The following is a 20372-nucleotide window of genomic DNA, read 5'->3' as shown; positions in this document are numbered from 1 at the left end:
ATAACGGGAATTGCCGTCATAACTTATACAGGCAAGGAGCACGGGACAGCCGTCGAGCCGGTCGGCCGCGACATCCGCCTCAGCCACCACCGCCTCCGGGCCCACCCCGATGCATCCACCTCTACCCCGGCGCATGATCCCCACGTAACCATCGAAAGTGGCCGGCCGCCCGCGCGCGGCGCCCAGCGCACGCGCGCGCACGACCGCCATCCGCAACGGAGGGGAGCGGATCATGGGCATGATCGACGGCAAGGAGCTCGACCCGGTCGAGGCACCGGACGTGCAGCGGCGGGTGGTCGTGAAGGTCACCGATGCGGCGCGGCGCGAGCGGGCGCTGAAGGAGCGCCCGGGTGAGCGGCGGGCGGGGGAGCAGGAGGACGACGTCGGCCGTGAGCTGGTCGATGCGGCCGCGTACCTCGGGGATGTGATCGCGGAGTACCAGGATCGGGTGGCCGGGGAGGCGTACCTCGAGCCGATGGTCGGGCGCGACGAGCGCGAGCGGCTCGGGCGGGGGCGGCGGGCCCGGTTCGACGGGTATGCGGCGATCACGGTGCGGGACGAGGCATCCGCTGCAGAGCTCGCCAAGGAACTCGACGCGCGCGACGATGTCGAGACCGCCTACGTCGAGGGCGGGCCGACGCCGCCGCCGGTGAACGCGAGCGACGACCCGCGCAGCGGCGACCAAGGGTACCTGGATGCCGCGCCCGGCGGCATCGACGCGCGGTGGGCGTGGGGTGCGACCGATGGCGCGGGCATCGGGTTCGTCGACCTCGAGCAGGGGTGGACGCTCAATCACGAGGATCTCGCGGCGGCCGGCATCACGATCATCTCGGGCGTGAGCCAGGCGTACCACGGGCACGGCACGGCGGTGCTCGGCGAGGTCGTCGCGGTCGACAACACGAAGGGCGGCGTGGGCATCGCGCCCGGGGCATCCGCTCGGGTCGTGTCGCAGTACCGCACGTCGACGAGCTACAGCACTGCGGCGGCCATCATCTCGGCGGCCGACGCGATGTCGCCGGGCGACGTGCTCCTGCTCGAGGCGCAGACCACCGCGGCGGGGTCGTCGACGTCGTACCTTCCGGTCGAGGTCGAGCAGGCGGTGTTCGACGCCATCCGCGATGCGGTCGACGCGGGCATCGTGGTCGTCGAGGCGGCCGGCAACGGCGGCAACGACCTCGACGACTGGACGGATGCCTCCGGCCGCCACCTGCTGAAGGTCGGCGACGACGACTTCCGCGACTCCGGGGCGATCATGGTCGGCGCCGCGTCATCCGCCGCGCCGCACTCGCGGCTGTCGTTCTCGAACCACGGCAGCCGCATCGACTGCTACGCGTGGGGCCAGAACGTCGACACCACAGGCGACGGATGGACCGGCACCTCGACCACGGCGTACACCGGGTCGTTCGGCGGGACGTCCGGTGCGTCGCCGATCGTCACCGGTGCTGCGGTGCTGCGGTGCTGCTTCAGAGCTGGCAGCGGGCGCGTTCGGGGCATCCGTTCTCGCCGGGCACCGCGCGCACCTGGCTGTCGTCGTCGCTCAACACGCCGAGCGCCGACCCGGCCACCGACCGCATCGGGGTCATGCCCGACCTGAAGGCGATCTTCGAGCGCATCGAGTGGAACGACCGCTTCACGGACATTGACGACCGGTTCGTGTACTGGGTGTACATCCTGTTCGGCATCATCGACGATGCGCCCGGGCTCATCTGGGTGCCGGGCACGGGGCCGGTGCCGGTCGACCCGCAGTGGCGGGAGCTCGGGGAGCGCGGGCGGCGGGAGCTGGTCGCGGCGATCGCGCGCGAGGCGCGGGCGTTCGACGGGCGGTTGACGGCGAAGCAGCTGGACCGGATCGCGGAGAAGGCGTTCAGACGGCTCGGGCGGTGAGGGGCGGATGCCACGCCTGTGACGCCGGCGGGGCACCCGACGACGGCGAGCCGCGGCGGAAGAGCTACCCCGCCGACCCGAATTCGAACACCAGCCGCGCCGGCACGTCGCCGTGCAGCACCTCGTCGACCGACGCGTTGACGTCGCCGAGGTCGCGCGGCATCGAGACGACTCGCGTGCGCCCGAGTGCGTGGAGCGCGAAGACCTCGGCGAGGTCCTGACGGGTGCCGACGATCGAGCCGATGATCGAGATGCCCTTCAGCACGGTGTCGAACACGGGCACCGTGAGCGTGCCTTCCGCGGGCAGTGAGACGAGCACCATCCGGCCGCCGCGGTTCAGCGAGGCGAAGGCCTGGTCGAACACCTGGGGCGCGACGGCGAGCACGATCGCGACATCCGCGCCGCCGAGCTCGGCGATCGCCGCCACCGGGTCGCCCTGCGATGCATCGACGGCGTGGTCGGCTCCGAGCTCGCGAGCGAGATCGAGCTTCTCGGGCGTGATGTCGACGCCGATGACCTCGGCGCCGACGAGGCGCGCATACTGCACCGCGAGGTGGCCGAGCCCGCCGACGCCCCACACCGCGACGCGCTCGCCGGGCACGACGCGCGCGTTCTTCACGGCTGCGTACGTCGTGACGCCCGCGCACGTGAGCGGCGCGGCATCCATCGCCGAGACGCCCTCCGGCACGGGCGCCGCGAACCGAGCGTCGGCGACGAGGTACTCGGCATAGCCGCCGTCGATCGAGTACCCGGTGTTCTGCTGCTGCTCGCACAGGTTCTCCCGGCCTGAGACGCAGAACCGGCATTCGCCGCACGCGTGCCCGAGCCACGGCATCGCCACGCGCTCGCCGACCGACCGCGACGTCACGCCCTCGCCGACCCGCTCGACGATGCCGACGCCCTCGTGGCCGGGGATGAACGGCAGCCCCGGCTTGACCGGCCAGTCGCCCCGCATGGCGTGGATGTCGGTGTGGCAGAGCCCGCACGCCTCGAGCCGGACCAGCACCTGGCCCGGCCCCGGCTCCGGAATCGGCCGGTCCTGCAGCGCAACGGGCCGGTCGAACGCCGTCACGACGGCTGCACGCATGATGTTCCTCCTGGTCGGTGGTCGGTGGTCGGCGCATGCGCCTCTCGGGCGCCGGGCTCCCAGTCTTCGCCGAGCGCGCCGGACCCGGCGGGAACTTGGTCCCTTCGAACGTCGGCCGGCCCCGCGGCATCCGCTCGCCCCGATGTCGCCACCCATCGCTAGGCTGCCGCGCATGGCCGGCGAACTGGACGACCCCGTGGTGGTGGACCTCCCGCTGCGCGGCGAGGGGTGGATGGCGGTCACGACGCCCGCCCACCGCGTGCCGAGCCACGGAACCGACATGCTCGGGCAGCGCTACGCGTACGACCTGCTCAAGGTCGACGGACGTCGCGGGGTGCACTTCCACCCCGCGAGCACGCTGCGGGGCGGGCTGCTCGGCGGGCGCGCGCGGGAGTGCTACGCGTGGGGTGCGCCGATCCACGCGCCGTTCGACGCCGAGGTGATGGCGGCGTCCGACGGGATGGCCGAGCGCGAGTGGATCCACCCGGCGCGCGAGATCGCGCGGTCGGTGAAGAACGCGGTGACGTTCTCGCCCGAGAAGATCCCCGAGATCATGGGGAACCACGTCGTGCTGCGGGCCGTGCCCGGCGCCGTCCGGCGCGCCGGCGGGGGCGTGCAACCCGGCGAGGTCTTCGGCGGATTCGCGCACCTCGTGCCCGGCAGCGTGGCCGTCGCCGCGGGCCAGCGAGTGGCATCCGGCGACCTCCTGGGCCGCGTCGGCCACACCGGCAACTCGACCGCGCCGCACCTGCACTTCCAGCTCATGGACTCCGCCGACCTGATGACGGCGAAGGGCATCCCGTGCGCGTTCCGCAGCTACGAGGTCGAGACGGATGGCGCGTGGGTGCCCGTGACGGACGGCATCCCCGGGCGTCGGGAACGGATCCGCGCGTCCGGTAGCTGATCGCACGACCGGCCCGCGTCGACCAGTGCGGGACGCGTGCCGCGCCCGCTTCGGAAAGCGGACGCATTCCGCCGTCGGTCCGAGTCGTCGGATACCCCCGGTTCGCCGGCGGCCGGTGGGTGAGGGTTCAGCCGTCCGTGTCGGTGCCGTCGGTGCTGTCCGTGCCATCCGTCTCGGAATCGTCGTCGTCCTCGGAGTCCTCGATCACCTCGATCACGACCGGGGTGCTCGCCTCCGATCCACCCTCGGTCGTCACGCGAAGGGTCGCCTCGTACGTGCCCGGCCCGGCGACGTCGAAGAGGAGCGAGATCGAGCACGGCTGTTCCGGTGCGACGGTCGCGCCGGTGCATCCGTCGTTGTCGATGCTGAACTCGCCCGACGCGTCGAGGGCGACGGAGTCGACGACGGCCGAGTCCGCCTCGTCGAGGTTCACCTCGAAGTAGGCGAAGTAGGGCAGGTCGAAGGGGAACACGATCGTGGCGCTCGACGCCCCGCTCGTCTCGACCCAGGTGAGCCGCACTTCGTTGGTCTCGACGGGCTCGGGCTCGGGCTCGGGTTCCGGTTCGGGGTTTGCGACCGGCGAGTTCGAGTCATCCGAGCCGGTCGAATCGGCCGTCGCGCAGCCGCCCATGAGCGCGAGGAGCAGTGCCGCGGCGCCGGCCGCGGCTGCGAAACGTGGGACGGCGTGCATCGTCATCCGCCTCCTGCCGTGAATTCGAGTCGGACGTCCCCGTCGTCGCGGAGCACGATGACGGGGCCGTCGCCGCTGCGCCATCCGTCGGGCAGCAGGAAGTACGAGCCGTCGGACTTCAGCAGCAGCCGGAGTCCGTCGTACCGGATCACGTACCTGCCGCCGTCGACGACGGGCGTCGGCTCGGCCGGCGGCTCGAAGCCGAGCGGGACGGCGCTGAACACGACGACGGATGGCAGCCGCTCGAGCTGACGTTCGACGTCCATGCCGCGACCGCGGCCGAGGGCGTCGGCGTACAGCGTCGACGCCCAGAAGAGGCTCGCGACCACGATCGTCGCGGTGAAGACCACGCCGCCTCGGCCCCATAGGCGTGCGAGTCGCTGCTTCGGGTCGGCGGCGGTGCGGCGCAGCACCGTCGCCGATGTGCCGGCCAGCAGTGCGCCGACGCCCAGCACCATCGGCGCGGCGAGGTAGTGCGTGCCCGGCGCGAAGCCGACGAACATCGCGCGCAGGGCGACGAGTACGCCGAGGAGCGAGACCGCCAGCGCGATCGTGGCGCCGATGCGAACCGGATGCCGCAGGGCCGGCCGGTCGAGGAGGATGTTCACGCCCGCGATGAGGCTCACCCACAGCAGCCCGCCGAGGCAGACCAGGATGATCGGCACGATCACCGCGTCGGCGCTGCGCAGGATGTAGTCGGTCGGCGTGAAGCCGAAGACGCTGGCGTCGACGCCGAGGTACCGGCTGCGCGAGTTCGTGAGCGTCCAGCCGAACCAGAACGCGAGCGCGGTGAGCACGGTCGTGAACGGCAGGAGCACGCCGATCCACTCGATGACGACCTTCGAGGTCGGGGTGGGCGGTGGGGGCTCGGGTGGGCTCGGCTCACTGGGAGGCGGCGGGAGCGGTGAGCCCGCGGCATCCGTCGTTCGCTCGGGCGCTGTGGCGACCGTGTCCTCGGATGGTGCGGGGACGCGCTCGTCGACTGGGCTCGGACCGTCCATGATGCTGCTCCGGGTGCCGTGTGCCGGAACGCGTCCGCCACCGTGCACACCGACGGTCCCACCATCCCGGCGCGGCCGCAACAGTGATGGCACCGAGATGCGAGCCTCGTGTCCCCAGAAGTGAGGGATTCTCTGTCGAGGGCTGGCGGCTCCTGATCTCTGGGGTCGAAACTCATCCCAGAGCCGCCGCGAGGGTCGCGGCGACATGATCCGAGGGAGAGATCATGGACTGGGAGAAGCTGGGCTCGACCGAGGTGCGACTGCTCGCGCTCCTCGGGCGCATCCACAAGGAGATCTTCGACGTCTTCCCGCCGCACGGGCCGATCCTGCTCGACCGCTTCGCGTCGGTCGCGCTGAATCCGCAACCCCTTCCGCCCGGCCCGGACCCGCTCGTGGCCGGCGCGGCGATGGCATCCCGGCTCGCGAACCAGGCGATCGACGCCTACCTCGCCGGTGACGACTCGCGGCCGCAGTGGCTCGACGAGATCATCGAGGAGTGGTGCGGCACGCCGTGGCCTCGACGGTTCCCACTGCCCTGGCCGCCGGACCCCGAGGGTGGACCGTTCCCCGACCCCTGGGATGTCGCGAGCGCCCGCGCCGCCGGGGCGCTCGTGTTCGCCTCACTGGCGACGCGCTTCGGGGGCGACGAGATGTCGCTCGCCTTCCGCGACGCGTCGCAGAGGCTGGCCGAGACCGCGGCGCAGGGCGCCGGCTGAGCCGTCGACCAGCACTGCAGTCGAACCGCCGACGTCCGATCACGTCGGCGGCTCGCTCGCCGCCCGACGCTACCGGTGCACGTGCGACGGCTCGCCGGTGACGCTCGTGATGTCGCGCTCGGTGGCGTGCAGCAGCCGCTCGGAGAGGTTGCGCAGCGCTCGCGCGACCGCGAGCTCGTCGCCGATGTCGGGCACGTTCGGATCGAGCGGATTCCGGTCGGCCTTGCCGACGCCGGTCACGTCCTGACCCGATGGCGTGCGAACGCTGGCCTCCGCCACCGTGTGGTTCTCGTCCTCGTCGATCTCGACGGCGATGCTCCACTGCTTCGTCGCAGTCATGGAACTCACCACCCTCCCCGGTTCGGTTCCGCCTTTCAGGGTATCGAGGGGGAGGGGTTGGCGGCGAGGGAACGTGGACGCCCGGCGACGGCGTGCCAGCGGCACCGCGCTACACCCATCCGCGCCGAACCGCCTCGGCGCCGAGTTGGATGCGGGTCGACACGCCCGCCGTTCCCATGAGCTCGGCGACCCGACGCTGCACCGTGCGCACCGAGATCCCGAGCTGGGCGCCGGCCGCGGCATCCGTCAGGCCCAGGAGCAGGAGCCTCAGCAGGTCGTAGTCGAGCGCGTCGTGCGCACCCGGCACGGCGCCGGTCGTGAGGATGTCGGCGGCCGCGGCCCATGAGTCCTCGAACACCGAGACCAGCAGGTCGAGCAACCCGCTCGGATGCACCAGCAGCGCGCCCATCGCCCGCTCGGTGCCGCGCGAGCGCATGGGCAGGATCGCCATCGACTCGTCGGCGATGACGAGTCGTGTCGGCAGGGTCGGCAGCACCCGGACCTCCTCGCCGTACGGGGCGGCCTCGCGTGCTGCCTCGATGAACCCGGGACGTTCGAGCAGTGCCTGCTCGGCGATCACGCGATATCGCACGCCCCGATGCAGCGCCTCGTCCTCCGCGCGGTTCTCGGTCGCATCGAGGAACGCCACGTCGCTCAGAACGAAGACCCGCACCTGCTCGCTCGCCGAGGCCTGCAGTTGCGCGAAGCGCTGGCGCACGGCATCCGCGCCGAGCACCACGTCGACGATGTCGGGCGTCTCGCGCTGCGTCGCGCCCGAGCGGTAGAGCTCGCTCAGCACCACGAGGGCCTCCTGCGCCTGGGCGAGGCCGCGCTCGCGGTCGAGCAGCAGGGGGCGCAGAGCGGACGACGGCGGGGATGCCACGACCCGGTCGGGAGCGGATGCCTGCCGTGCGATCAGGCCGAGGCGTTCGAGCTCGGCGAGCGCCTCGCGGACGCGGCCGGCGGGGAGGGCGGCGGATGCCACGATCTCGTCGACGCTCGCCGTCGGGACCTGCAGGAGCAGGCGGTAGACGGCGGTGTGCTCGTCGTCCAGTCCGATGGCCTCGAGCATCCGGACCTCCCGTCGCGGCCGTCATGGCGGATGACGGCCATGGCACGTCTCCGCCATCACCGTAGCCGATCGCCGTGAGAGGTTGCTTGGCAAGCAGTCAGCCAGTCCGAAAGGTTCCCCCATGCCCCCAACGACCACACCGCCGACGCCGCGTCGGCGGCACGCCGTGGCGGCCGCCCTGAGCGGCCTCGCGATCGGCGTCGCCGGCGTCGGCGCCGCTGCCGTGCCTGCCGCGGCGACACCGGCAGGCGACTCCGCCCCGCCCGCCTCGACGACGAGCGCGGCGCCCGGCGGGAGGCACTCGGTGACGCTCATCACCGGCGATCGTGTCACCGTCACCGACCTGGCCGACGGCACGTTCACCGTCGATCTCGAGCCGGCCACGCCCGGCGAAGGGTTCCAGACCGCGGAGGTCGACGGCGACCTGCACGTGATGCCTCGCTCGGCGATGCCGTACGTCGCGGCCGGCGTGATCGACGACGACCTCTTCAACGTCTCGCAGCTCATCGAGTTCGGCTACGACGACGCCTCGGTCGACGCGACCCCGGTCATCGTCGAGTACGACGAAGGACGGTCGCGCCGATCGGTCCCGGTCCCCGGCCTCGAGGTCGCCGAGTCGCTCGCGAGCATCAACGGCGCGGCGGCGGCAGCCGAGCACGCCAGTGCGACGGCGACGTGGGCCGCGCTCCGGGGAGCCGCGGCATCCGCCCGGCCGTTCGGCGCCGCCGCCCCCGGCGCTGCCGGGACCGACGATGCCGCACCCGACGCCGCCGCCCCCGAGCTCCGCGGCGGGATCGAGGCGATCCACCTCGACGGCAAGGTCCCGGCCACGCTCGACTCGAGCGTGCCGTGGATCGGCGCCGCCGAGGCGTGGGATGCCGGCTACACCGGCGAGGGCGTCACGGTCGCCGTGCTCGACTCCGGGTACGACGACACCCATCCCGATCTCGCGGGCGCCGTGCTGCCCGACTCGATGAGCTTCGTGCCCGGTGAGGACGTCGCCGACGACCCCCATGGCCACGGCACGCACGTCGCCTCCACCATCGCCGGCACCGGGGCCGCCGGCGGCGGCACCCACCGGGGCGTCGCCGACGGCGCCGACCTGCTCGTCGGCAAGGTCCTCGGCGCCGACGGGTACGGCCAGGAGTCGTGGATCATCGCCGGCATGGAGTGGGCCGCCGAGCGCGCCGACATCGTCTCGATGAGCCTCGGCACTCCCCAGGGCTCCGACGGCACCGACGTGATGTCGGCGGCACTCGACGAGATCGCCGAGGAGACCGGCGCCCTCTTCGTCGTCGCCGCGGGCAACTCGTCGGCGCCCGGGACCATCGGCTCGCCGGGCGCTGCGGCGTCCGCGCTCACGGTCGGCTCGGTCGACGACCCGACGGGCGCGCTGTCGTGGTTCTCGAGCCAGGGCCCGCTCCTCGGGTCCGGCGCACTCAAGCCCGAGCTCGTCGGTCCCGGCAACGACGTCACGGCCGCGCGCTCGGCCGACAGCGGGGGCGATGGCCCCTACCTCGCCATGAGCGGCACGTCGATGGCGACGCCGCACGTCGCCGGCGCGGCCGCGATCGTGAAGCAGCAGCACCCGGAGTACACGGGCGACGAGCTTCGCGCGGCCCTGGTGAGTACGACGACGGATGTCGGCCTGTCGCCGTACCAGGCCGGGGCCGGCGTCGTCGACGTCGACCAGGCGATCGACGCACCCGTCATCGCGACCGGGTCCGGCGACTTCGGCATGCTCGCCTGGGGCGAGCCGGCCACCTCGGTCGAGCGCGTCGTCGAGTTCGAGAACCGAAGCGACGCCGAGGTCGTGCTCGACCTCACGGTCACGCTCGACGACACCACGCCCGGGCAGGGCGGCGGCGGCATCGGGCCGCTGTCGGTGATCGCCCCGGCCGGCGTCCTCACGATGGACGCCGACCGACTCACGATCCCCGCCGGCGAGACCCGCTCGGTCATCCTCACGGCCGAGCCCGGCGCCGTCCCGGCAGGTGCGCAGTTCTCCGGCGCCCTCATCGCGTCGATCGCCGGCGAGCCGGTGACGCGCACCGCGCTCGGCATCATCGCCGAGGCCGAGCGCTACGACCTCACCGTCACCGCCACGGGCCTCGACGGCGAGCCCGCGGAGGCATACGGCTGGCTCTGGAACGCCGAGACCGGCGAGATCGGGGTCGTGCCGGTCTTCGGCGAGACGTCGCTGCGCATGCCCGCCGGGACCTACTCGCTCATGGCGTTCATGGACGTGGCCGAGTCGCCGGACGCCGTCGGCATCGCGCTCGTCGGCGACCCGCACGTCGATCTCGACGGCGACGCCACCGTGGCCTTCGACGCCCGTGCGGCGGAGCCCGTCACGGTCGACGTCGGCGACGACGAGGTCTCGCCGGTGTTCCGCCGCGTCGACTACCAGGTCGACGGCTTCCGCGGCAGCCTCACGCCGCCGGTCTGGGTCGACACGCTGTACGCGCAGCCGCTCGACGCATCCGACGCCGACAGCTTCGACTTCACGACGCGCTGGCGGCTGCAGCAGACCCTCGCGCTGACGGCGGGAGGCACGCCGCTCGACGTCATCGAGCAGGCCGGGTCGACGCCGTTCGACGGCAGCCTCCGTGCCCGCGCCGTGGACGTGGGCGCCGGCAGCGCCGACGAGTTCGCCGCGACCGACGCGGCCGGGAAGGTCGCCGTCGTCACCCGATCCGACACCGTCACCCCGTCGGAACGGGCGGCGAACGCGGCGGCATCGGGCGCGAAGCTCCTCATCGTGGTGAACGACGCCGACGGAGAGCTCAGCGAATGGGTCGGCGCCGACGACTACCTCACGCCCGTCGACCTGCCGGTCGCCGCCGTCAGCGGCATCCAGGGCCGTGAGCTGCTCGATGCCATGGCTGCCAAGACGGTCACTGTGAAGGGCTCGGGCGTCGCCGACGCGACCGAGATCTACGACATCGTGCGCTACAGCGAGGGCGAGATCCCCGACGACCTGCACTACGTGCCCGACGGGCTGGCGCGCATCGACACGACCTACCACGGCGACGGCGGCACCGTCGGCGAGTTCCGGTACGACTTCGTGCCGAGCACGCTGTACGGGTCGGGCTTCGCGATGCGGACCGCGCGGGGCCTCGAGCGCACGGAGTGGGTGAGCACCGACGAGGTGGAGTGGTACCAGGAGGCCTTCGTGCCCGGGCTCGGATGGGACGTGCGCGACGTTCGGCGCGCCTGGGAAGCCGGCCAGGTCGCGGAGTCGAGCTTCTTCGGCCCGATCGTCCGCCCGAACGTCGGCGCCGGGTTCTGGGCTCCGCATCGCAGCGGCTCGAGCGTTCAGGTCAACCTGCCCTCGTGGGCCGACGGCGCGAACCCCGACCGCACCGGTTCGTTCGACGTCTTCTCCGGCTTCGAGGATCGTGCGCAGCTCACCGAGCTCTACGTCGACGGCGAGCTCGTGGCATCGACGCCCTATCAGGCGGCGAGCATCTGGGGCGCGCCCGACGGGCAGACCGACTGGCGCGTCGTGAACACGGCCACCCACGACGGCTCGAGCCTGGCCTCGTCGACCGAGACCGTGACGGAGTGGACGTTCCGTTCCTCGGGCGCGGCCGACGACCTCACGACGCAGCTCCTGCCGATGATCCAGGCCTGGTACGACGTCGACATCGATGCATCCGGCCGGGTCGGTGAAGGTCGCAAGGCCGGCGCGGCGGTGCCGCTCGGCCTCGAACTCGGGCACGTCGCCGGGGCATCGGGTGCGGCTGAGCTCGCCGACGCCACGCTCGAGGTGCGGGTCGCCGACGGCGACTGGCAGTCGGTGGAGCTCGAGCTGACGGATGCCGGGGGAGAGGTCCCCCCGGAGGGCCCGGTCACGACCCTTCCCACGGGCCGGTCCTTCGTCGGAACGTACGCGGCGCAGCTCCACCTGCCCGAGGGTGGCGCGTGGGTCGACCTGCGGGTGACGGCGACGGATGCCGCCGGCAACACCTTCTCGCAGGAGATCGTCCGCGCGTTCGAGGTTGCCGCGGCCAAGGCCGCCGCGGTCCAGCCGCGCGGCGGCGCGAGCGGGTTGCGCCCCTAGGCGATCCGCGAGATGCGAGGGCTCCGGGCCGCGATGCCCGGAGCCCTCGCGTGCGTCCGCCCGGCGCCCGCGTCGGCGAGACGACTACGCCTCAGGCGGCGCCTCCTGCAGGGCGCGCACCTCGATCGGCGTCCGCAATGCGGCCGAGGCACGGGTCGCCCACTCGACGGCCGCTCGCTCGTCTGCCGTCTCGATCACCCAGAAGCCGCCCACGTACAGCGGCGCCTCGACGAACGGCTCGTCGAGCACGCGGGGCTCGGCGCCCGAGGCATCCACCGTCTTCGCCGTCGACGGCGGGTGCAGCCCGCCGGCGAAGCGGAACGCGCCCGACTCCACGAGCGCGGTGTTGAACTCGTCGACCGCGGTCATCACGGCGGCGAGCTCGGCCGGGTCCATGGCCTGCATCGACTCCATCGTCGGCTCGGCGGCCGAGTCGTGCGGCATGGTCAGGAAGTACTGCGTCATCGGTCTGTCCCTTCGTCAGGGGCGAATCGGATGTCGCCCTCACTCCATGCGTCGAACGGGAGATCGCTCGATCGACACCCATGCTGAGACGGCGGCACCATGGGCGCGCAGCTCAGCGCTGCCAGGCTTCGAGCTTCTCGGGGTTGAGCACGATCCACACGTCGGCGACGCTGCCGTCGACCACGTTCAGGTTCATGACGCCGATCACCGTGCCGTCGCGCAGCACGGCGAAGCCGGTGCCATCCGCCGTCGCCGCCGGGGCGATCTGGTCGGTCGGGTTCTTCGCGATGAGGCCCAGGAGGAACCGCGCGACGTTGTCGGCGCCGAGCACCGGCTTGCGCGCCGCCGAGACGAGGCCGCCGCCGTCCGATCGGAGCACCACGTCGGGGTCGAGCACGCGCGTGAGCGCGGCGAGGTCTCCGGCCTGCGCGGCGGCGGCGAACGCGGCGACGACGGCATCGTGCTCGGCGCGCGTGGCTCGGCGCGAGCGTTCGGCCGCGATGCGGCGGCGGGCGGATGTCGCGAGCTGGCGCACTGCGGCCGGGGAGCGGCCGACGATCTCGGCGATCTCCGGGAACGGGACCGCGAACACGTCGTGCAGCACGAACGCCACCCGCTCGGCCGGGGTCATCGACTCGAGCACGACGAGCAGCGCGCTGCTCACGGCCTCGTCGAGCGTGACGCGATCGAGCGGGTCGGTCGCGACATCCGTCTGGGCGGTCACCGAGCCCTGGCCGGCACCGGCTGAGGCGGTGGCAGCGGATGTCGCGGCCGCTCCGGTCCCCGCGGCGAAGAACCCGGAGGGGAGCGGCTCGGGCAGCCACGGCCCCACGTACCGCTCGCGACGCGCCCGCGCGGTGCCGAGCAGGTCGAGGCACACGCGCCCCGCGACGCGGGTCAGCCAGGCGGCCGGGTTCACGATCGCGGCGCGTTCGGCGTCGGACATGCGATACCAGCGCGCGTACGTCTCCTGCACCGCGTCCTCGGCCTCGCCGGTCGTGCCGAGCATGCGGTACGCGAGCCCGAGCAGCCGGCGCCGCTCGTCGATCACGTCGGTCAGGTCGTCGCGCCCGGCCGGGCGCGGGTCATCCGTCATCGTCATCTCCCTCTCCCCCCAGCATGACGACACAGCGGCCGGAACCGTGAGCCGCGTCACACTTCGGGCCCGCGTTTCGTCAGAGCTTGCATGAGCAGAATCCACTCGGCCGCGCTCGCAGCGTCGGCGGCCATCGCGTTCTTCGTCGGCGGCTGGGCGTTCTTCGCGCCCGACTCGTTCTACGACTCGTTCCCGGGCGTGCTCGGCACCTGGATCTCGACCGACGGCCCGTTCAACGAGCACCTCATCCGCGACGTCGGTGGCCTGTACCTCGGGCTCGGCGTCGCGAGCGTCGCCGGTCTCGTCTGGCGGAGCCCGGCGGTGTTCCGGACGCTCGGTCTCGCGTGGACGGTCTTCGGCGCGCTCCACCTCGGCTACCACGTCACGCACCTCGGCCACCAGGATGCATCCGACGACATCGCCGCGATCACGTCCCTCACGATCGCGCTCGCGCTCGGCGTCGTGCTGCTGATCCCCGATCGTCGCCGAGCGGATGCCGCGGGCCCCTCGCCGCATCCCGTGTCCGCCCGTCCCGCGTCCGCCCGTCCCGCGTCCGCCCGTCCCGCGTCCGCCCGTCCCAGGGCATCCGCCCACACCCCTGAGGAGGTATCCCGATGAGACTCGCCATCGCCGGCGCGACCGGCACCGTCGGCCGCCACGTCGTCGCCGCCGCGCAGGCGCGCGGCCACGACGTCCGTTCCCTGACCCGCCGCGACGGGCACGACCTCGAGGTGGGCACCGGGCTCGCCGACGCGCTCGCCGGCGTCGACGCGGTGATCGACGTGGCGAGCGTGGCCACCACCTCCACGCGACGGTCCCGCGCGTTCTTCGAGGCGGTGACCGGCAACCTGCTGCGCGCCGAACGCGAGGCCGGCGTCGGCCACCACGTCGCACTGTCGATCGTCGGCATCGACGGCGTCGACGCGGCGTACTACGCGGGCAAGCTCGCGCAGGAACGGCGCGTCGAGCACGGCGACGTGCCGTACACGCTGCTCCGCGCGACGCAGTTCCACGAGTTCGCCCAGCAGGTGCTGGCCCAGCTGTCGTTCGGCCGAATCGCCGTCATCCCCGTGGGCCGGTTCCGACCCGTGGCCGCTCGCGAGGTGGGTGCCCGGCTCGTCGAGCTCGCCGAGGCCGGGCCGTCGGGGCGAGCAGCCGACCTCAGCGGCCCGCGCGACGAGCGGCTCGCCGACATGGTGCGACGCATGCTCGCCGCCGACGGGGCGCGGCGTCGGGTCGTCGAGGTGCGGCTGCCGGGTGCGTTCGGGCGTGCGCTCGCGTCCGGCGCGATGCGGGGCGACGACGACGCGACACGTGGGCGGATCGACTTCGACGCCTGGCTGCGGTCGGCCGATCACACGCCGGTCGAGGCGAAGGCGGATGCCGCGGCATCCGCTCGGCTCGGGTGAGCGCGTCGATCGATCGGTCGATCAGCCGATCGCGTTGAACGGGTACTCGACCCGATCGAACCCCCACGTCTCGCGGAGCCATACGGGCACGAACGTGTCGAGGTGGCGCTCGAGCGGCGAGCCGACGAGGTCGTCGACGACCCACCACGACGACTCGGCGTCGACCGCCGGGTCGTCGTGCGGGTCGATGTAGACGCAGCCGACGAGTCGGGTCTCGTCGGCGTCGAGCACCGCGTAGTTGAACGTCTCGTGCGCGATGATCTCGCGCTCGTGGCGGGCGAGGTCGTCGCGGTCGGCCTCGAACGACATCGTCTCCGGCGGCCACCCCCAGGCCTCGCCGTACATCGCCCAGAGCCGTGCGCGCGAACCCATGACGGCCGGGTAGTCGATGTCGACGTCGCGCTCGCGGATCGGACGCAGGTGGAAGCCGTCGACCAGCTCGACGCGCTCGGGGTGGGTGAAGTCGCCCGGGAGCCAGGCATCCGGGTCCGTGGTGTCGGTCACCGGACCATCCTGCCCGCTCGGCTGCGCGCGGCGCCGGATCGACGCGGTCGCTGCGTCGGCTCAGCGGCGTCGGCTCAGCGGCGTCGGTTCAGCCGCGCCGGCCCGACGGCGCCGTGCTCCAGAGCGCCCAGGCCACGAGCGCCGGCTGCAGGAACAGCCGCAGGAACCGCGCCCGGTCGGTGCGCATGAGCGGCACCGATCGTCCGGTCCGCCAGTGGTGCACGTTGCCGGGGAACACCGCGACGAAGAACGCCGCGATGGCGAGGCCGACACGGCGGCGTTCGCGGGGCAGCGCGACGGCGGCCGCGCCGAGGGCGATCTCGACGGCGCCGGATGCCACGACGACCGCGTCCTTGTCGGCGGGCTCGGTCGCCACCCAGTCGGGCACGGCGATGCGGAAGCCCTTCCGCGCCCAGAACAGGTGCGAGAGCCCCGCGAAGACGAGCATGCCCGCGAGCAGCCATCGGGCGATCGAGCGGACGACGCCGAGCGCGCCGGGTCGGCGAGGGCGCCGGGTTCGTGCGGGGCGTCGGGTGCGTGGCGGCATCCGACCAGTCTGTCAGCGCGCGCGGCGCCGCCGCGCCGGGTTGCGGTCCCTCTCGCCGGGTCGCGCGCCCGCGCGGCGCGCGCGTATGCAGGATGAGACGCGCGATGCCCTCGCTACGGCCCCCGTGACCCGGCTCGTCCTGCGAACGCGAACGACGGATGGCTCGGCGCCGCCGCCCGCCGCACTACCGCACGACGCCGATCGCGAACCCGTCCCATCCCTTCGCGCCGACCTCACGTCGGCGTGCTGCTGTTCGAGCTCGAGCGTGACCAGGCGACCGTCGGGGCGGATGCCTCGGGCCAGGTGGATCGTCGAGGAGCCGCCGAGGGTGCCGATCTCGAGTGCCCGCCGGGCGCCCGCCGTGCGGGCGAGCAGCTCGAGCAGCTCGGGCAGCCGCGTCGCGTGGGGTTCGCGCGTCAACGGGCCCGGGAACGCGAAGGCGAGGCCCACCGGACCCCGCACTTCCAGAATACCGCCGACCCCCCGTCTTGCGGCAAGGGCCCAGTGAGGGCGGAGAATGGGCGGCCGACCGAACGGAGCCCGCCGTGGAACCACCCGTCATCAGCACGTTCGCGCTGCCCGAACGCCTCGCCGCCAAGGCGGCGCCCGACCTCATCGCCCACGACGAGCGGCACTTCGCCGCCATCGCCGAGAGCCTCGCGGCGACCGTCGCCGATCTCGAGGCGCGGCTCGCCGAGACGCGCCGCGCGGCGGGCGGCCACGGCCAGCAGGCGCTCGACCGCGACCTCGAGATCCACCGGCTGAGCGCGCGACTGCGCACCCTCCGTCGCTTCAGCCTCGACCTGTGCCTGGGGCGCATCGTCGAGGCGGATGGCGCGGACGGCGCGGACGGCGCGGCTGGCGCGCCTGGCGCGGATGGCGCGGCTGGCGCGGACGGCGCGGCTGGCGCGCTTGACGCGGATGGCGCGGATGGCGCGGATGGCGCGGCTGGCGCGCATGGCGCGAATAGCGCGCATGGCGCGGATGGCACGCACCGCGCGGAGCGCCCGGTCACGGCACCCGCCCCCGAACCCGTCTACATCGGCCGCCTCGGCCTGGCCGACCGCGAGGGGCGCCGCCTCCTCGTCGACTGGCGGGCGCCCGCGGCCGAGCCGTTCTTCGCCGCGACCCCGGCCGACCCGCGCGGGCTCGTGAGCCGCCGTCGGTACCGCTGGACCCGCGGACGCGTCACCGACTACTGGGACGAGGTCTTCACGCCCGACGCGCTCGACGGACGGCTGGCGCACCTCGCGCTCGACGACGACTCCGCGTTCATCGCGAGCCTCGGCGCGAGCCGATCGCCGCGCATGCGCGACGTGCTGAGCACGCTGCAGGCCGACCAGGACGCGATCATCCGGGCGAGCTCGCGCGGCGCCCTCGTCGTCGACGGCGGCCCGGGAACCGGCAAGACCGTCGTCGCGCTGCACCGTGCGGCGTTCCTCCTCTATTCCGACCCGCGCCTCGGGCACCGTCGCGGCGGGCTGCTCGTCGTCGGTCCGAGCCGGCCCTACCTCAACTACGTCGCCGACGTGCTGCCGAGCCTCGGCGAGGAGGGCGTGCAGACCTGCACCATCCGCGACCTGGTGCCGGAGGGAGCCGACGCCGCCCCCGAACCCGACGCGGCGGTCGCCCGCCTGAAGTCGAGCGCGCGGCTGCTCGCCGCCGTCGAGGCCGCGATCGCCGGGTACGAGCGGCCGCCCGTCGACGAGCTCGTGATCGAGACGCCGTGGCTCGAGCTGCGGGTCGAGGCCGATGCCTGGGAGATCGCGTTCGGCTCCGAGGCATCCGCTGCACCGCACAACGAGGCGCGCGCCGACGTGTGGGACGAACTGCTCACGATCCTCGTCGAGCCCTTCGCCGACGACGACGGGGTGCCGTCGGCGCAGCTGCGGGCGTGGCTCGCCGGCAGTGCCGAGCTGCGCGGCGCCTTCGCGCGCGCGTGGCCGGTGCTCGATCCCGCCGGCGTCGTCGCCGACCTGTGGTCGGTGCCCGCGTACCTGCGGCGCTGCGCGCCGTGGCTCGACGCCGACGAGGTGCGCGCGCTGCAGCGCGAGCACCCCCGCGCCTGGACCGTCGAGGACCTGCCCCTCCTCGACGCCGCGCGCCATCGCATCGGCGACCCCGAGGCGCTGCGTCGACGACGTGAGGCGGATGCCGCGACGCGCGCCCAGCGGCAGGTCATGGCCGACGTGATCGACGACCTGATCGCCGCCGACGACTCCGAGCTGCGGCTCATGTCGATGCTCCGCCTCGACGACGCGCAGGAGTCGCTGCGCAACGAGTCCGAACTGCCGAGCGCCGACCCCGACCTGCTCGCCGGGCCGTTCGCGCACCTCGTCGTCGACGAGGCGCAGGAACTCACCGACGCCGAATGGGCGATGCTGCTGCGTCGATGCCCGTCGCGGAGCATGACGATCGTCGGCGACCCCGCGCAGGCGCGCCACGGGTTCACCGAGTCGTGGCGCGAGCGCCTCGAGCGCGTCGGCCTGACCCGCGTCGAGGTCGCGTCGCTCACGATCAACTACCGCACGTCGGAGGAGGTGATGGTCGAGGCGGGTCCCGTGATCCGCGCCGCCATCCCCGACGCCAACGTGCCGACCTCGATTCGCAGCACCGGCATGCCGGTCGCGCACGGCGCGCGCGAGGACCTGCGCTCGATCGTCGACGGATGGCTCGCCGAGCACGACGAGGGCACGGCCGCGGTGATCGGCGATCCCGACTTCCAGGGCACCTCGCGCGTGCGATCGCTCACGCCCGAGCTCGCCAAGGGGCTCGAGTTCGACCTCGTCGTGCTCGTCGACCCCGAACGGTTCGGCGACGGCGTCCGGGGCGCGGTCGACCGCTACGTCGCGATGACCCGCGCGACGCAGCGCCTCGTCATCCTGCGGAGCGAATGACGGGAGCGTCGGCTTCGGCCCGGGCCTCGGCGTCGACCCCGCGCCGCGTCGCGGCCGGGCCGCCGGCCTCGCCGGCCTCGCGCTCGCCGTCGGTCGGCCCGCCGACCTCGCGCGCGGCGCCGGCCTCGACCCGGCCGTCACCATCGATCCGGCCGCCGACCCACGCCCGAGACAGCCCGGCCTGCACGAGGCGGGCGCCGGACAGTCGACCGCGCACATCCGGCCGGAGCTCGACCGGTCGCGCGACCGGAGGCGGGGCGATGCGCGCCCGCTCGGCGGCGGCGAGCGGCCGGTGCACCTCGATGTACTCGCCGCCGGGAAGCCGCACGATGCGCCCCGTCTCGAACCCGTGCGCGAGCACGTCGAGGTCGCGCCGCTGCAGACCGAGGCACACGCGCCGCGCGACCGAGAACCCGATCGCGGGTCCCACGACGAGCAGCACCTGGAGCGTCAGGATGACGCCCTCGAACGTCACCGAGAAGCCCGTCGCGATGAGGTCGGCGCTGCCCGCGGCCCACAGCACGGCGTAGAAGACGATGCCCGCGACACCGATGCCGGTGCGCGTCGGCGTCGTGCGCGGGCGGTCGAGCACGTGGTGCTCGCGGCGGTCGCCCGTGATCCACTCCTCCACGAAGGGGTAGGCGGCGAGCGCGACGAACCACACGCCGACGACGGCGAGCGGGGCGAGCACGGCGAGCGCCCACGTGCGGTCGAAGAGCACGAACTCCCAGCCGGATGGCACGAGCCGCAGCGCCCCGTCGAGGAAGCCGGTGTACCAGTCGGGTTGGCTCCCCGCGCCCGCGTTGCCCGGATCGGCCGGGCCGTACAGCCAGATCGGGTTGACGGTGACGGTCGCGGAGATCAGGACGAGCACGCCCGTCACGATCGCGAAGAGCCCGCCGGCGCGGGCCGCCGCGTTCGGCAGCAGCGGCACGCCCCGAGCGCCCACGAACTGCGCCGGCCCCGCCCGCCACGCCACCGCCGCCCGCAGCGCGACGAGCCCGATGAGCAGCGCCGGCACGATCACGACGTGCAGCGGGTACAGGTGCGCGATGACCTCGCCCGGGTATCCTCCGCCGAACAGCAGCGTCGCCAGCCACGTGCCGACGACCGGGATCCCGAGCGCCACGCCCTCGGTGATCCGCAGCCCCGTGCCCGAGAGCATGTCGTCGGGCAGCGCGTAGCCGCTCCATCCGCCCGCCAGGGCGATCACGAAGACCAGCACGAGCAGCAGCCACAGGCCGCGCCGCGGCCGGCGGAACGCGCCCGTGAAGAACGTCGTCACGAGCTGCATGATGATCGCCGCGGGCAGCAGCAACCCGGCCCAGTGGTGCGCCTGCCTGACGAGCAACCCGCCCGGGATGTCGAACGTGATCCGCATCGTCGACGCGAACGCCGCCGACACCTCGGCGCCGTGCAGCGGCGCGAATCCACCCTCGTACGTGGTCGTCGCGCTCGACGGCGTGTACCAGAACATGAGCAGGATCCCCGTGAGCGTGACGAGCACCAGGCAGGCGGCGGTGACGACGCCGAAGAGGTTCGTCCAGTGCGTGGGTACCGGTCGGCGCCGCGCCGCGGCGGTGAGGTCGGCGATGCGTCGGCCGAGGATCGTCGCGTTCGCGACGGATGCCGCCAGCCGATCGGTCACGGTGCTGCGCATGAGCTGCTCCTCCGACGAGTCGAACGGGTTCACC

Annotated in this window: 19 protein-coding genes; 8 read left to right on the top strand and 11 right to left on the bottom strand. The window is 73.3% G+C overall.

Going from position 1 to position 20372, the window contains the following annotated elements:
- Positions 1–232: 232 nt before the first annotated feature.
- Both ACULK2_RS14750 and ACULK2_RS14745 read left to right on the top strand, forming a co-directional pair.
- Positions 233–1594: a S8 family peptidase gene (locus tag ACULK2_RS14750; RefSeq protein WP_445968590.1), complete on the top strand. Its 1362-nt coding sequence runs from the start codon at positions 233–235 to the stop codon at positions 1592–1594.
- Positions 1582–1884 (top strand): hypothetical protein, encoded by a 303-nt coding sequence (locus tag ACULK2_RS14745; RefSeq protein WP_445968589.1) that lies wholly within the window; start codon positions 1582–1584, stop codon positions 1882–1884. The genes ACULK2_RS14750 and ACULK2_RS14745 overlap by 13 nt, the downstream gene beginning before the upstream one ends.
- Before the next feature lie 64 nt (positions 1885–1948).
- On the opposite strand, the gene ACULK2_RS14740 is transcribed toward ACULK2_RS14745, so the two are convergent.
- Positions 1949–2971, bottom strand: a complete 1023-nt coding sequence (locus ACULK2_RS14740; RefSeq protein ID WP_445968588.1) for a zinc-dependent alcohol dehydrogenase — start codon at positions 2969–2971, stop codon at positions 1949–1951.
- Between the two features lie 172 nt (positions 2972–3143).
- On the opposite strand from ACULK2_RS14740, the gene ACULK2_RS14735 reads away from it, so the two are divergent.
- The gene (locus ACULK2_RS14735; protein ID WP_445968587.1) at positions 3144–3875 is read left to right on the top strand and encodes a peptidoglycan DD-metalloendopeptidase family protein; all 732 of its coding nucleotides are present in this window, start codon (positions 3144–3146) and stop codon (positions 3873–3875) included.
- Positions 3876–4002: 127 nt separating this feature from the next.
- On the opposite strand, the gene ACULK2_RS14730 is transcribed toward ACULK2_RS14735, so the two are convergent.
- Complete coding sequence (locus tag ACULK2_RS14730; protein ID WP_445968586.1) at positions 4003–4572, bottom strand: hypothetical protein; 570 nt, start codon at positions 4570–4572, stop codon at positions 4003–4005.
- Positions 4569–5567 carry a hypothetical protein gene (locus ACULK2_RS14725; RefSeq protein WP_445968585.1) on the bottom strand — a complete coding sequence of 333 codons (999 nt, stop codon included), beginning with the start codon at positions 5565–5567 and terminating at the stop codon, positions 4569–4571. The genes ACULK2_RS14730 and ACULK2_RS14725 overlap by 4 nt, the downstream gene beginning before the upstream one ends.
- Before the next feature lie 224 nt (positions 5568–5791).
- Here ACULK2_RS14725 and ACULK2_RS14720 point away from each other — a divergent pair, with 224 nt between their 5' ends.
- Positions 5792–6283 carry a hypothetical protein gene (locus tag ACULK2_RS14720; protein ID WP_445968584.1) on the top strand — a complete coding sequence of 164 codons (492 nt, stop codon included), beginning with the start codon at positions 5792–5794 and terminating at the stop codon, positions 6281–6283.
- A gap of 69 nt (positions 6284–6352) precedes the next feature.
- Here ACULK2_RS14720 and ACULK2_RS14715 read toward each other — a convergent pair whose 3' ends face one another.
- Complete coding sequence (locus ACULK2_RS14715; protein WP_445968583.1) at positions 6353–6622, bottom strand: DUF1876 domain-containing protein; 270 nt, start codon at positions 6620–6622, stop codon at positions 6353–6355.
- A gap of 109 nt (positions 6623–6731) precedes the next feature.
- Positions 6732–7694 carry a TrmB family transcriptional regulator gene (locus ACULK2_RS14710; RefSeq protein WP_445968582.1) on the bottom strand — a complete coding sequence of 321 codons (963 nt, stop codon included), beginning with the start codon at positions 7692–7694 and terminating at the stop codon, positions 6732–6734.
- A gap of 121 nt (positions 7695–7815) precedes the next feature.
- Between ACULK2_RS14710 and ACULK2_RS14705 the strand changes: the two genes are divergently transcribed.
- A complete protein-coding gene (locus ACULK2_RS14705; protein WP_445968581.1) occupies positions 7816–11760 on the top strand; it encodes a S8 family serine peptidase in 3945 nt (1314 codons plus the stop codon).
- Between the two features lie 84 nt (positions 11761–11844).
- On the opposite strand, the gene ACULK2_RS14700 is transcribed toward ACULK2_RS14705, so the two are convergent.
- Together ACULK2_RS14700 and ACULK2_RS14695 are read right to left on the bottom strand one after the other, a co-directional pair.
- Positions 11845–12225 (bottom strand): YciI family protein, encoded by a 381-nt coding sequence (locus tag ACULK2_RS14700; protein WP_445968580.1) that lies wholly within the window; start codon positions 12223–12225, stop codon positions 11845–11847.
- A 112-nt stretch (positions 12226–12337) separates the two neighbouring features.
- Positions 12338–13321, bottom strand: a complete 984-nt coding sequence (locus ACULK2_RS14695; protein ID WP_445968579.1) for a sigma-70 family RNA polymerase sigma factor — start codon at positions 13319–13321, stop codon at positions 12338–12340.
- 90 nt (positions 13322–13411) lie between these two features.
- On the opposite strand from ACULK2_RS14695, the gene ACULK2_RS14690 reads away from it, so the two are divergent.
- Complete coding sequence (locus tag ACULK2_RS14690; protein WP_445968578.1) at positions 13412–13939, top strand: hypothetical protein; 528 nt, start codon at positions 13412–13414, stop codon at positions 13937–13939.
- Complete coding sequence (locus tag ACULK2_RS14685) at positions 13936–14730, top strand: SDR family oxidoreductase (RefSeq protein WP_445968577.1); 795 nt, start codon at positions 13936–13938, stop codon at positions 14728–14730. The genes ACULK2_RS14690 and ACULK2_RS14685 overlap by 4 nt, the downstream gene beginning before the upstream one ends.
- Positions 14731–14751: 21 nt before the next feature.
- Here ACULK2_RS14685 and ACULK2_RS14680 read toward each other — a convergent pair whose 3' ends face one another.
- The 3 genes from ACULK2_RS14680 to ACULK2_RS14670 all read right to left on the bottom strand — a co-directional run bounded on the left by ACULK2_RS14680 (position 14752) and on the right by ACULK2_RS14670 (position 16231).
- Positions 14752–15234 carry a GNAT family N-acetyltransferase gene (locus ACULK2_RS14680; RefSeq protein ID WP_445968576.1) on the bottom strand — a complete coding sequence of 161 codons (483 nt, stop codon included), beginning with the start codon at positions 15232–15234 and terminating at the stop codon, positions 14752–14754.
- A gap of 88 nt (positions 15235–15322) precedes the next feature.
- The gene (locus ACULK2_RS14675; protein ID WP_445968575.1) at positions 15323–15781 is read right to left on the bottom strand and encodes a DoxX family protein; all 459 of its coding nucleotides are present in this window, start codon (positions 15779–15781) and stop codon (positions 15323–15325) included.
- A 12-nt stretch (positions 15782–15793) separates the two neighbouring features.
- Positions 15794–16231: an O-methyltransferase gene (locus tag ACULK2_RS14670; protein ID WP_445968652.1), complete on the bottom strand. Its 438-nt coding sequence runs from the start codon at positions 16229–16231 to the stop codon at positions 15794–15796.
- A gap of 95 nt (positions 16232–16326) precedes the next feature.
- Here ACULK2_RS14670 and helR point away from each other — a divergent pair, with 95 nt between their 5' ends.
- Positions 16327–18678, top strand: coding sequence for an RNA polymerase recycling motor ATPase HelR (gene helR, locus ACULK2_RS14665; protein ID WP_445968574.1), 2352 nt, complete (start codon positions 16327–16329; stop codon positions 18676–18678).
- Here helR and qcrB read toward each other — a convergent pair.
- The gene (gene qcrB, locus ACULK2_RS14660; protein WP_445968573.1) at positions 18659–20338 is read right to left on the bottom strand and encodes a cytochrome bc1 complex cytochrome b subunit; all 1680 of its coding nucleotides are present in this window, start codon (positions 20336–20338) and stop codon (positions 18659–18661) included. The two genes, helR and qcrB, sit on opposite strands and share 20 nt — an antisense overlap.
- Positions 20339–20372 lie beyond the last annotated feature (34 nt).

It is taken from the genome of Agromyces molybdatiresistens, assembly GCF_052748445.2.
Note: the sequence above shows the minus strand (reverse complement) of the source record. Positions and strands in the feature narration are given on the sequence as shown.

Coding starts and splice junctions, on each gene's coding strand:
- ACULK2_RS14750 (WP_445968590.1), top strand. CDS start 233: ATGGGCATGATCGACGGCAAGGAGCTCGACCCGGTCGAGGCACCGGAC.
- ACULK2_RS14745 (WP_445968589.1), top strand. CDS start 1,582: ATGCCCGACCTGAAGGCGATCTTCGAGCGCATCGAGTGGAACGACCGC.
- ACULK2_RS14740 (WP_445968588.1), bottom strand. CDS start 2,971: ATGCGTGCAGCCGTCGTGACGGCGTTCGACCGGCCCGTTGCGCTGCAG.
- ACULK2_RS14735 (WP_445968587.1), top strand. CDS start 3,144: ATGGCCGGCGAACTGGACGACCCCGTGGTGGTGGACCTCCCGCTGCGC.
- ACULK2_RS14730 (WP_445968586.1), bottom strand. CDS start 4,572: ATGACGATGCACGCCGTCCCACGTTTCGCAGCCGCGGCCGGCGCCGCG.
- ACULK2_RS14725 (WP_445968585.1), bottom strand. CDS start 5,567: ATGGACGGTCCGAGCCCAGTCGACGAGCGCGTCCCCGCACCATCCGAG.
- ACULK2_RS14720 (WP_445968584.1), top strand. CDS start 5,792: ATGGACTGGGAGAAGCTGGGCTCGACCGAGGTGCGACTGCTCGCGCTC.
- ACULK2_RS14715 (WP_445968583.1), bottom strand. CDS start 6,622: ATGACTGCGACGAAGCAGTGGAGCATCGCCGTCGAGATCGACGAGGAC.
- ACULK2_RS14710 (WP_445968582.1), bottom strand. CDS start 7,694: ATGCTCGAGGCCATCGGACTGGACGACGAGCACACCGCCGTCTACCGC.
- ACULK2_RS14705 (WP_445968581.1), top strand. CDS start 7,816: ATGCCCCCAACGACCACACCGCCGACGCCGCGTCGGCGGCACGCCGTG.
- ACULK2_RS14700 (WP_445968580.1), bottom strand. CDS start 12,225: ATGACGCAGTACTTCCTGACCATGCCGCACGACTCGGCCGCCGAGCCG.
- ACULK2_RS14695 (WP_445968579.1), bottom strand. CDS start 13,321: ATGACGGATGACCCGCGCCCGGCCGGGCGCGACGACCTGACCGACGTG.
- ACULK2_RS14690 (WP_445968578.1), top strand. CDS start 13,412: ATGAGCAGAATCCACTCGGCCGCGCTCGCAGCGTCGGCGGCCATCGCG.
- ACULK2_RS14685 (WP_445968577.1), top strand. CDS start 13,936: ATGAGACTCGCCATCGCCGGCGCGACCGGCACCGTCGGCCGCCACGTC.
- ACULK2_RS14675 (WP_445968575.1), bottom strand. CDS start 15,781: ATGCCGCCACGCACCCGACGCCCCGCACGAACCCGGCGCCCTCGCCGA.
- qcrB (WP_445968573.1), bottom strand. CDS start 20,338: ATGCGCAGCACCGTGACCGATCGGCTGGCGGCATCCGTCGCGAACGCG.